Annotated in this window: 9 protein-coding genes and 1 pseudogene; 7 read left to right on the top strand and 3 right to left on the bottom strand. The window is 69.4% G+C overall.

Features of this window, described 5'->3' with window-relative positions:
- The first annotated feature begins 193 nt into the window (after positions 1 to 193).
- The 3 genes from JE024_RS37740 to JE024_RS37750 all read left to right on the top strand — a co-directional run bounded on the left by JE024_RS37740 (position 194) and on the right by JE024_RS37750 (position 3,225).
- A complete protein-coding gene (locus JE024_RS37740; RefSeq protein ID WP_205378324.1) occupies positions 194 to 571 on the top strand; it encodes an ArsR/SmtB family transcription factor in 378 nt (125 codons plus the stop codon).
- Positions 568 to 1,077: an SRPBCC family protein gene (locus JE024_RS37745; RefSeq protein WP_205378325.1), complete on the top strand. Its 510-nt coding sequence runs from the start codon at positions 568 to 570 to the stop codon at positions 1,075 to 1,077. The genes JE024_RS37740 and JE024_RS37745 overlap by 4 nt, the downstream gene beginning before the upstream one ends.
- Positions 1,078 to 1,368: 291 nt before the next feature.
- Positions 1,369 to 3,225 (top strand): sialidase family protein, encoded by a 1,857-nt coding sequence (locus JE024_RS37750; RefSeq protein ID WP_205378326.1) that lies wholly within the window; start codon positions 1,369 to 1,371, stop codon positions 3,223 to 3,225.
- A 4-nt stretch (positions 3,226 to 3,229) separates the two neighbouring features.
- On the opposite strand, the gene JE024_RS42460 is transcribed toward JE024_RS37750, so the two are convergent.
- On the bottom strand, positions 3,230 to 3,355 hold the full coding sequence (locus JE024_RS42460) for a nucleotidyltransferase domain-containing protein (protein ID WP_372449914.1): 126 nt from the start codon (positions 3,353 to 3,355) through the stop codon (positions 3,230 to 3,232).
- A 347-nt stretch (positions 3,356 to 3,702) separates the two neighbouring features.
- Here JE024_RS42460 and JE024_RS37755 point away from each other — a divergent pair, with 347 nt between their 5' ends.
- The 4 genes and pseudogenes from JE024_RS37755 to JE024_RS42465 form a co-directional block, all read left to right on the top strand.
- A complete protein-coding gene (locus JE024_RS37755) occupies positions 3,703 to 4,026 on the top strand; it encodes a hypothetical protein (protein ID WP_205378327.1) in 324 nt (107 codons plus the stop codon).
- A gap of 1,756 nt (positions 4,027 to 5,782) precedes the next feature.
- Complete coding sequence (locus JE024_RS37760) at positions 5,783 to 6,439, top strand: hypothetical protein (RefSeq protein ID WP_244883535.1); 657 nt, start codon at positions 5,783 to 5,785, stop codon at positions 6,437 to 6,439.
- Positions 6,440 to 6,468: 29 nt separating this feature from the next.
- On the top strand, positions 6,469 to 6,738 hold the full coding sequence (locus tag JE024_RS37765) for a hypothetical protein (protein ID WP_205378328.1): 270 nt from the start codon (positions 6,469 to 6,471) through the stop codon (positions 6,736 to 6,738).
- Positions 6,739 to 7,613: 875 nt separating this feature from the next.
- A pseudogene (locus JE024_RS42465) lies at positions 7,614 to 7,757 on the top strand (AAA family ATPase); the annotation flags it as partial.
- Between the two features lie 216 nt (positions 7,758 to 7,973).
- Here the strand turns inward: JE024_RS42465 and JE024_RS41575 are convergent.
- A complete protein-coding gene (locus tag JE024_RS41575; RefSeq protein ID WP_244883537.1) occupies positions 7,974 to 8,444 on the bottom strand; it encodes a protealysin inhibitor emfourin in 471 nt (156 codons plus the stop codon).
- An 888-nt stretch (positions 8,445 to 9,332) separates the two neighbouring features.
- Complete coding sequence (locus JE024_RS37775; RefSeq protein ID WP_205378330.1) at positions 9,333 to 10,619, bottom strand: NlpC/P60 family protein; 1,287 nt, start codon at positions 10,617 to 10,619, stop codon at positions 9,333 to 9,335.
- Between the last annotated feature and the right edge of the window lie 36 nt (positions 10,620 to 10,655).

The raw sequence follows: 10,655 nt of genomic DNA on the forward strand, positions 1-10,655 counted from the left end.
GAGGCGATCGAAGTCTGGCCGATGCGGTCGATGGCGGCCGCCCTTCACCGGCCCAGACAACGCTTCTGGACTGCCTGCGCGCGCACATCGTCCTGCGGGACAAGCCCGACCACCACGGCACCGCGGGCTGCATACACCGGACGGTGCAGCGCCCGCATTTGCCAATTGGTAACTTGTGGGTTACTAATTGGGGGTGGACCCGTTCATGGCCCTCGCCGACCCCATACGACGTGACCTGCTGCGCGCGCTTGCCTCCGGCCCCGCCCGGGTGGTCGACCTCGCCTCGCAGCACCCCATCAGCCGTCCCGCGGTGAGCAAGCATCTAAGACTGCTCACCGAGGCCGGCCTCGCCACCGTCGAGGACCGCGGACGGGAGCGCCACTACGCCCTCGCCCGCGAGGGCCTCGATCCGGTCCGGGATCTGGTAGACGAGCTCAGCGGGCGCCGCCCCCCGATCCTTGAAAGCGCGTTCGACGCCCTCGATCTCGAAGTACGCAGAGCCGTCCGTGATCGGAGGGGCGATGGCGACGCCGTGCCCGACGGAGAACGACCTCAGGAGGAATCCGCATGAACAGCACTCCCACCGGCCGCCGCGAGACCATCGACGGCCTGGACAGCATCGCGTTCGACCGCACGTTCCGCGCCGGCATTGAGGACGTCTGGGCGGCGGTCACCGAGTCGGACCGCCTGGCCCGCTGGATCGGCGCGTGGACCGGTGACCCGGCGTCCGGCGCGGTCGACTTCCGGATGCTCTTCGAGGGCGACGAGCACCAGGCCGAGGTACTCACCATCAGGGAGTGCCGGCCCCCGCACCGTCTGGTCCTCGTATCGCACGTCCCCGGCCAGGACCACAGCTGGCACATGACCCTGACACTCGTGGAACACGACGGCACCACCAGGCTCACCTTCAGCCAGTCCGTGGGCGACGACCCTGCGATGGCGGGTGGAGTGGGCCCCGGCTGGGACTACTACCTCGACCGCCTCGTCGCCGCCGAGACCGGCGGCGACCCGGCCGAGGTCGACTTTGGCGACTACCACCCGGTCCACGAGAAGCACTATCTCGAGATGTTCACCTGATCGACCGGCGGCCGACCGGGGCGGGCGCACAGTGATCGTCCATACTCTTCCGAGCCTTGGCCCAGGCAACGAAGGAGCAGCATGCGATCCGAACGCCCGACCCAATCGCCGTCCCCGGCAAGCTCGTTGAGTTCGCTGAGCCCCTCGAGCCGGAGAGGCACGTTACGACCGGCTGGCGCGTGGCGCGGACGGGTCCGCCGGGCCGGCCGGCTCGCCGTGCTGGGGGCCGCCGGGGTCGCCTTCCTCGGCGGTGCCACCCTCCTGCCTCCGGCACCTGCCGCAGCCGCCGGTGTGGCCGCGAAGTCCCGACCCTTCGCGGTCGGCGCCGACGGGTACACCTGCTTCAGGATCCCCTCGATCATCACGACCCGGTCCGGTGCCCTGCTCGCCTTCGCCGAGGGCCGGGTAGACACCTGCGACGACATAGGCCACAACGACATCGTGGTGAAGAAATCAGTCGACGGTGGGCGGACCTGGGGCGCGCTGACCGTAGTGGCCGGGGCGGCGGCCGGAGACGACGACGCCCACGGCAACCCCTCGCCCGTAGTGGACGCGGTGACCGGCCGCATCAGCGTGCTCTACGCCACCAGCGACTGGAAGTTGAAAGAAAACGGGACCCGCGACCGCGGTGTACGGAACCTACGCGTCGTCTCCAGCATCGACGAGGGTGCCGGTTGGCGCGACGACAGACCGCTCCCTCATCTGAAGGGCGACACCTGGAACTGGGTCTCCACCGGCCCCGGCCACGGCATCCAGCTGACCCGCGGCGCCCACCACGGCAGGCTCGTCGTCACCGGCGACCACCGCGACGACCTCGGGACCCCGCTCGACGCGTCGGACGACATCGGAGGAGGCCAGCTGTACTACAGCGACGACGGCGGCCTCACCTGGAACCTCGGCGCCCGCCACGCCACCTCCATCAGGAGCACCACCGTGACGGTGACGAACCCGGGCGAGCTCGCGGTCGTGGAACGCACCGACGGGTCGCTGTACGTGAACGCCCGCAGCAGCGCGGCCTGCGGCTACGACGAGCGCCGGCTCGCGGCGCTCAGCACCGACGGCGGCCAGTCCTTCTCCGGGCTCTCCGACCCCTCGGTACCCGGCTCGGTCCGCGCACCCTTCGACCGGGTGCCGGTGTCCGTCCTCGACGCCCCGCCCGTGTTCGGCTCCCTGCTCAGGCTGCCGCCCAAGGACCTCGGCGGCACCCAGGACCGCATACTGTTCTCGGCTCCGTCCCGCTCCGGCGGCAGCGTGTCGGACCGGCAGCAACTCGCCATCCGCTCGTCCGGCGACGAAGGGACCAACTGGTCGGCCTCCGGCCTGCTGGTCGGCCCCGACCGTGCCGGGTACTCGGACATGAGCCTCATCAGCGCGGACTCGGTGGCCCTGGTCTACGAGACGGCCGTCAACACCTCGCACGGCAACATCGACTTCACCACCTTCAGCCCGTCCCAGGTCACCGGTGCAACGACCCAGGTGCGTCTGCCCCGCACCTCGGACCCGGTCGGCGCCTACCGTGACGACGCGGCCGTCCACGGCGGTGCCGCGCTGACTCCCCGCGGCTCCGGCACGGCCATCGCGCTCGACGGCCAGGACGACCACCTCCGGCTCTCCAGCTGCTCACCCGACCTGGATCTGTCGGCCGGCGACTTCACCGTCACCGCCCACTTCCGGCACACCGAATCCGGCGGAGCCCAACCCATCTTCTGGGCCTACGGCAACGGAACCGGAGCGCAGCAGGTGTTCCTCAAAGCGGAGCGCGACGCAGCCACGGGAACCGAGGCCCTCCGCGGTGTGGTCAGCGGGAGCGTCGGATACCTGGAAGCGAGGCTCGACTCCTCCTACCGCGACGGCCAGTGGCACCATGTGGCCCTCGTCCGCCAGGGCGAGTCGCTGCGCCTGACCGTCGACGGCGCTACGACCGCCATCGCGAGCGGCAGGACCGGGGACGTCAGCCCCGACGGGCCCTACGACATCCACCTCGGGACCCGACCGGACCGCCTGGAGCACTTCGGCGGCGCGATCGACGACGTGCGCCTCTACAACACGGCGCTGGATCCCACCCAGATCAACAGCGTGCGCGGCGGCTCCCTGACCGAGAGCGAGGCGAACGCCCGCCTCCGGCTGGGATTCACCACCCTCTGGTAGCCCGTCAGAAGCCGATGGGCCCGCCGAAGGTCGTGCGCAGCCATGCCATGCCCTGCCAGTCGCGTTGAGCGGGCCCGTAGCCTTGGTGGAAGACGACCTGCTGCTCGGCGGACAGGCACAGGACCGCTATTCCCCGACGCGGGGTAGGGAACGGGCTCCGTGGATCGGGTGACTCCTGGACCGCGAAGCCCCATAGAACATGCCCGCAGGTCCGGCGCTTGCAGCGTCAGGCCGCTGCATTCACCAGTGGTCGGGCGCGCTGCCCACCCACACGGCCGGCCCTCGCTGGTGCGGTCCCAGTGTGGCTCCTCCACCGACGTCTCGTGCCCGTCGGCCAGGCGGGGTGCATCACCGTCGGCGAGGTATGGCGCGTGACCGCCAAAGACGTTGCCGCGTGCATCGCGTGCTGGCTCCGGACCTCTAGTTCAGCGTGCTCGACTGACGGGCCGTTCTGGGGATGGGTAGGCTCCGGATCCTATGAGTGTGAAACGGCCCTGGGGCCAGGCCAAGCTTGCGGGCGAGCATGCGGCTGCGATCGTCGTTCTTGGCGACTTGCTGGTGTGTGCCGCGCTGCTCCTAGCATCCATAGGAGTCATCGGCACGGAGCCAACCACCCGGGAGGAGGAAACCGCTGCTTGGCAGTCTGCCGGTCAGCTGTACTTCGCCTGGCTCGTCATAGGTGCGACGTCTTTTGCCTTGTTGCGCCTACCGAAAGCTCTGCTCGCTCACGTGTCGACGATGTTGCTCTCGCCCATGGCCGTGTTCGTGCTGCTGTTGCTGCTCTCGTCTACTTTCGGTTGATCCCCGGCGTCCAGACGCGGCTCGACGCAGCAGGCCCGGCGATCACAGCCTTCGCAAACCCCGCCACACGACGGCACGCTGCCCTTTACCCAGGTCCGAGAGGGTAATCGGAAGGAGCGATGCCTCTGCCGCCGATCGGTGAATCCTCTGACGCAGGGCGGGACTGCAAATCGGTCGGTGCAACTCCCGATCATGAAGGATGCGCCGATGACCAGTGAGATGTGACCGAGGCGAGAGCAGCGAGACGGACGAGCCTCAGCCGGCGAGGGTGGTGGGTGACCGACTGATCGACGAGCTGGCCTCCCGGGCCTGGGCCGAGGGGCTGACATGCCAGCCTCGTCGACGGCGAGACCGCCGCCGGACATACGGACGATGAGGCTGGGCAGCGTCGCGGACAAAGTAGGCAGCCCGGCCGGGCCGTCGGCGTACTCGGCCAGGTCCGCGTGGTGCGGCCCGACGCGGGTGATCACGGACCGGTCGGCGCAGGCGTGCTGGGTCCAGGCGCTTCGTCGGACGGCCCGCCGTATAGCGCCAAGGTGCCGCCGCGGGGCGCCACCATCGGGATATGAACCGGTCTCGGGGCACCGCTGAGACAAGGGGACCACGGTGCGCTGGGGGTCCGTGGACCATCGGCCAGGGCCGCCGCGTGCTTCCCCCGCCGCATCGGCAGCCCTTATTGGTCTTCGCTACGTGGGGCGGTCATGCCTGGTGGAGGGCATCCTCTGGTCCTGAGACTGGGGGAGGTGGAACGGCTCCGGGGAGGGGGGAGATGGCGTAGTTCGTTGCCGATGTGTTCGGGTCGTTGCGCGGCGGGATCAGCGGCGGTGGGGCGGGTGTTATCTGCGGGGGCTGATGCGGGATGGTCGGCGCTAGTCGATCCAGCCGATGGCCGAGCGGGAACATGCGCTTGTGATGGAACATGCATGATGTCGCCCAGGTCCTGGCATCTGCCACGCCACCATGGCCAGGCAGGAGGAGCGTGAGGGTCGGGGAGTGTACGTGCCAGGAAGTCGGCGTCGGCATCTTTGACGGCTGACGCGATTTCCCGGGCTGCTCGTCTGTCGAGAGCGCCGATCGCTCGCTCTATCAGAAGGCGGTCGTCCCAGATGTCGTAGCCGGGTAGATGCGGTCTGGGCAGGTAGAGCGGCCATCCTGGACGGTGCACGAAGCCCCGCCAGCATTGGACGGCGTGCTCAAGCGCTTGAACAGGAAGGCCGCGCTCGGCCTCAAACCGGGCCGCCTGACGACGCGTATGGGGTGAGAACTGTGAGGACCGGCGCCGGTAGTCCCGAAGATGGGACCGGCAGGCAGTGTCTAGACGTAGAGCAGCCGCCGTTTTGCGGGGCATGACTCTTCTTTCGAATGGCGATCTCGACAGTCCACTCTACCTCTGATCTTGGCCGGTGCTCGCCCTTCAGGGCGGGGGCGAAGGCCTTCCCTGACCGGAGGCGCGGAGCGCCGGAGTTCTCTGCGGCCTGCTGTACCAGCATCGTGCCCTGCGTGAACGTCGTCCCGGGGATGGCCCTGTACGGCCGGACTCCGCACATCCGCCACCCCACCCCTGAAACGGCTCACCGGAGGACCTCCGGTGTCCGCGATCTGATCGGGCCGCCCGGCCCGGGGTGGTTCTTGATCTTGTCGAAGGCGAGCTCGATCTCCCAGCGTTCCTGTCCGATGGGTTGGATGCGGGGTCGTGCTTGCTGCCAGGACGGCGGTCAGCGCTTCGACAGCGCGTGCCTGGTGGGGAGGAATGGTGATGCGACCGATGATGCGCAGCGCCCGGGGTGCGATGATCGGCTCCGTGGAGCGCTACACGGCTGAACAGATCCAGGTATTCAGCTTCGAGGAGCACGTGCGGGCGCGTCCTGCGATGTACTTCCGGGTCGCCCGGGAAAGTCCTGAGCTGCCGACAGAAATTCTTCAGCAGGTGGTGTGGGACGCGCTGCATCACCGCGACGGTACGCATGGCCAGGTCAGAGTGGAGATCGAATCGGACCTGGTCTTCAGCGTGGAGGATGACCAGCGCCGCCCTGGCGACGAGCAGGGAAAGCCTCTCCCTGGATTCTTTGGATCCCTCCTCGACGAGGAGCGATGGGCGCCCGCAACGGCCGCGGCCCTCAGCGTCCGTACCGTTGTTGAGGTGCGGCTGGACGGGCGAGGCTTCCGCCAGGAACTGGCCGGGGCGCTGTCGGCGGGTGACTGGGAGGAGTTCGCCACATCCAAGCCCTCCGGTACACGGACCACATTCCAGCTGGACCCGTCGTACTGCGGCCCCGACGAGGCCATCGCCTGGTCGTTGCGCCCGGAGGATCTGCACGGCCGGGAATGCGACGCGAACCCTTCGCCGGTGACCTTCTCTGTTCACGACATTCACGACCTGCGCGCAGAAGCTGAGAACTCAGCTGGCGAGTAGGACTCCCTTCCGAGGTACGCAAAGCTGGCATGGCCGCACATCTGGCGCTTGATCGTTTTGATCCGGTTGGCGTGGTCTTCGACGACGCCGGAGCTCCACGGCAGTGTCAGGCCGACGGTTACGGCGGCGAGATCGCGGTCGAGGCCGTTGGCGAAGGCCTGGAGGTTGGGCAGGTCGGTGGCGCGGACCGCTTTGATCCCCTGCGGGAGCCGGTCGCCCTGGAGTGCGATGATCATCCTCCCGGACGTCTGGACATGACTGGCGAGAGCGTCCAGTTCAGGGCAGTGCGCGAGCACTGACTTCAGCTTGAGTCGTTCGCTCTCCGGCAGGGCTTCCGGGTGGGTCAGGATCCACCCGGCGACGGTCCGCGGCGATGGCGGTCGGGCAGCCGGTGCGGCCGGGATGGTGCGAACGGCTGGAGGTAGGCGCGGACAGCGCACCCGCCCATGACACAGCTGCTGCGCGCCCTCGCCGGTATGGGCCTGCTGGAGGAGCACGAACCCGACACGTTCTCCATGACTCCCACCGGCGCCCTCCTCGACTCCGGCCGCCCGAATTCGCTCACCGCGTTCGTCCGGATGCTCACCGACCCCGCGATCGTGGCCGCCTGGGACAGCCTGGACGGCAGCGTTCGCACCGGCCGCATCGCGAATTCGGCACGCGACGATGAAGGACCTGGTGGTCGCAGCTGCAAGGCCGGGGGTTGGTCGTCGTGTGCGGGGTTGAACGCGGAGAGGAACAGGACGACGGCACGGGCGGGGGTGGGGACGACGTCCGGGAGGAGGACGAGGAGGAGCCCGGGTCGCCACCGAGCATGCCGCGCTGATGCGGACGTCGCCGTGGTCGGTGGAGCCGCACGACGGTTGGCTCAGACCGAGCACCGCATACAGGGGAGATCAGTGTCGTCCTCTCCGGCGGTCAGCGGCTCGTCGTGGAGCGGGTGCTGACCGCCGGGACGGCGTGGAGTAGGTCATGGGCGCCGCAGGCGCGGGCGGGTCCTCACTCATGGAGGAGTGCAGGGTCGACTGGGACGCGACCAGTACCACACGCGGGCGTGACGCTCACCAGCGGTCGCAGCGCAGGGGCTCGGTGATGCCTGCGGGATCCCGACGGGCACGGTCGCTTCCCGGCTGGAGCGATCGACTTCGGCGACGGGCTGCGCGGCATTGACGTCCTGGCCGTCGACGAGGCGCCCATGGTCGACGAACCGCGCCGCCGCCCGGCTCTTGCCGAAGCCGCCCGGCTTTTCAGGACGCAGGTCGTCGCCATCGGCGGCCCGCTCCAGCTCCAGGCCGTCAGCACCGGCGGTTGGTTCGCCGAGAGCACCGCCTGGTCGCCCCCGTCTCAGACGGCCGCCTCGTCCACCAGGCGCTGCACCTTGCCGACACCAACCAGGCAGGGCCGGTCGTCGCCAGCAGGCCGGCTACCCACCGCGCTTACCTCTCTCGGCTTCACCCCGGCGCCTAACCTGCATCCTGATCAGGTCCCACGCCTGGTGCAGGCGCGGGTAGGGCTGGGGCCCGCCAGGCGGCGCTCAGCGGGTCGGGAGGGCGGCGAGCACAGCCTTGAGTTCGGGGAGCGGCACGGGGTCGGAGGTCGTCACGGCGTGGCCGCGGTGGGTGATGCGGTAGGTGAAGCCGTCCGCGATGGGCGCGGACGTCACCTCCGCCGGCAGGGCCGTGAACCGGGCCGCGTCGAGTGCGTCCTTCAGGCGGTCCAGTTCGGCGCCTTCCATCCGTCCCGAGTCGCCCTTGCCCTGCTTGCGGTAGCTGGCGTACGTGCCGTCCTCCCGGACGACCACGACATCGCGCACACCGGCGAACCCGCCCGTGACCGAGAGCTCGACGAGCGTGGCGGCGGGGTCCGGGGGAGAGGTGCTCGACGCCGTGGCTCCGGGGGACGGACCCCCGGCCGGACCACTGCTTCGCTCGGCCGTTCCGCAGCCGCCGGCGGCGAGTGCGCCCGTCAGCAGTGCCGCCCAGGCCCAGGTCAGGCGTGCCTTCATCAGTCCCCCGTCGTTCGTCGCTTGCCGGGGTGCGGTCGCCCCACGGCCCCCCGGGTCCCGCCCGGGGTGCCGCTTTGGTGAACGTCAGCCGCACCGGCAGCAGTTGTCCGGGTCAGGATGCCATCAGCCGTGCCGTGGCGACAGCAGGGGGCGCGCCCGCAGCCGGAACTTGCGACCGCCCCGACCGCAGCGTCCTGTCCGCCGGCGTTCGGCTCGATCGCCGTCGCCCTCTGTGCCGCCTTCATCGTCCGGTTCCTGACCCTGCTCCGAGACCAGTGTGTCTCCCCCCGCGTCTTGCTGTGCCGGGTCTCGTCGTTGGACACCTGGCCGGCGAGCAGGCTTCGCCAGCGGGGCTGCTCGGCGATCAGACTTGTCGCGGCCAGGGCCGTCACAACGACCGCTGCCCACGTCGGCCACGCCACCCAGGAGGAAAGGATCGCCGCGAAGAGATGGATCAGGACCACGCAGATGGTCACCGCTCCCGGGACCGGGACGAGGATCCTTTCTCTTTCCATCCCGTTGTCTCCAGGGGTGACGAAGACTGCCAGTGCGGTGACCAGCACAATCACCGACCCGACGGCAAGGACCAGGGAGGGCGGGGCGAGTGCCACGGCGTGGCGACCCACGCGACAAGCATGCTGAGGATGCGAAGAGGATCCGCTGATCCGGTCATAAACCGGCTGTCCTCACAGAGCGGCTTCATCGAACGGGTGATTCCGTCCCCCGGTCTGCGCCTCCTCGACGTTCGCGGAGTCTCCGCATCCGGAGTTCCGCCGCGCCGCTCCCCCCGGCTGACACCGCCGCGCGCTGCCGGAGCCTGTTGGCCCCGACAGCGCGTGCGGTGACGAATCTCCCGGCTGCCGGGGCGTCCGGTCGCCGGCCGTGTGCCTACTGGGCGGTGCGGGGCTGGGCGGACAGCAGGGTCTGCGTCCAGCCACTGGCGTCGACAGTACCGGTGCCGGTCAGGTCGGCGCCGCTGCCGTTATCCGGCAGGGTGTCCAGGTAGGCGTGCACCGAGCCGCCATCGGCCCGGTGGCCGTAGAACGCGCCGCCGCCGGGGGCGATCAGGTTGTCCATGGTCTGCCAGGTGGACGAGCGCAGCTCGTAGCGCGACCAGTCACCGGCGCCTCGGATGCGGTACGAGAGGAGTTCACCGGCACTTGTGGTGCCCAGCAGCCAGTCCGGCCCGGTGGACGTGAGCGTCCTCAGAGCGAAGCCGGTGTCGATCATGGTGTTCCCGGTGATGTGCGAGGCGTTGGGCTTGGCGGCGCCGATGGTGTAGCGGCGCAGGGTGCCGTCGGCGATGCCGTACAGGTGGCCGCTGCCGTCGTAGGTGAGCAGGTCGTGGGTCCAGCCGCCACCCAGGTGGACCGGGGTCTCGAACCTGAGCGAGTCGTTGTTGGTGATGACGTCGACCCGGTAGAGCTGTCCGGCCGTGGAGGTGACCAGGACGGTGTTGAAGTTGAGAGTGGCCATGGCCTTGGGGGTGAAGCCCAGCTTCGCCGTGGAGACGACCGCGCCGTGGCTCCGCCGCCCGGTCTCGGTGTCGATGCGGGTGTAGGTGAGCCGGCCGTCGCTCATGGTGCCGTAGACGGAGGCCGAGCCCGTCGAGCCGACTACCTCGTCGTAGCTGATCCCGCGGTAACCGGAGTCGGCATAGGCCGACTTGGACTTGACGACGTGCCGGCCCGCGTCGCCGGTGCTGTACTCCTCGTAGACCCACATGTTGGTCTTGCTGGAGTCGGTCCACTTGTGGAACAGGGCGACGTGCCCGTCGACGGAGTCGAGTATCGCGTCACCCGGCTTGAGGTCGTCCAGCGAGACACCGGCGGTGTCCCCGTACGAGGTGAGGTTGCGGGTGTTGCGGTCCCAGCCGCCGTCCTTCGGCAGGCGCCAGGCCATGGAGACGAAGCCCGAGCAGTCCGGACGGTACTTCTCCCCGGTGACGGACGCTTTCGCGTCGGCCTGGTCCTGGCTGTAGATCGCACCGTAGGTGTCGATCCACCACTCCGCACGGTTCAGGATCTCGGCGCGGCTGATCGCCCCTCCGACTGAGGAGGCGTACGCGGTGGACGGTGCGGCCACCTCGCTGACGACGGCGGCCGTGAGGCCGAGCACGGACGCGGTGAGGGCACCGGTGAGCACGGTGACCGGGCGGCGCAGGCTGATACGCATGGACAGTTCCCCCTCGGGAGTCGGTCGTTCGCTGTG

This window comes from Streptomyces zhihengii, assembly GCF_016919245.1.
Classification (GTDB): Bacteria; Actinomycetota; Actinomycetes; order Streptomycetales; family Streptomycetaceae; genus Streptomyces; species Streptomyces zhihengii.

What these genes read in the sequence shown, in the direction of transcription:
- JE024_RS37745 (WP_205378325.1), top strand. Translation starts at nt 568, where the DNA reads ATGAACAGCACTCCCACCGGCCGCCGCGAGACCATCGACGGCCTGGAC.
- JE024_RS37755 (WP_205378327.1), top strand. Translation starts at nt 3,703, where the DNA reads ATGAGTGTGAAACGGCCCTGGGGCCAGGCCAAGCTTGCGGGCGAGCAT.
- JE024_RS37760 (WP_244883535.1), top strand. Translation starts at nt 5,783, where the DNA reads ATGCGACCGATGATGCGCAGCGCCCGGGGTGCGATGATCGGCTCCGTG.
- JE024_RS37765 (WP_205378328.1), top strand. Translation starts at nt 6,469, where the DNA reads ATGGCCGCACATCTGGCGCTTGATCGTTTTGATCCGGTTGGCGTGGTC.
- JE024_RS41575 (WP_244883537.1), bottom strand. Translation starts at nt 8,444, where the DNA reads ATGAAGGCACGCCTGACCTGGGCCTGGGCGGCACTGCTGACGGGCGCA.
- JE024_RS37775 (WP_205378330.1), bottom strand. Translation starts at nt 10,619, where the DNA reads ATGCGTATCAGCCTGCGCCGCCCGGTCACCGTGCTCACCGGTGCCCTC.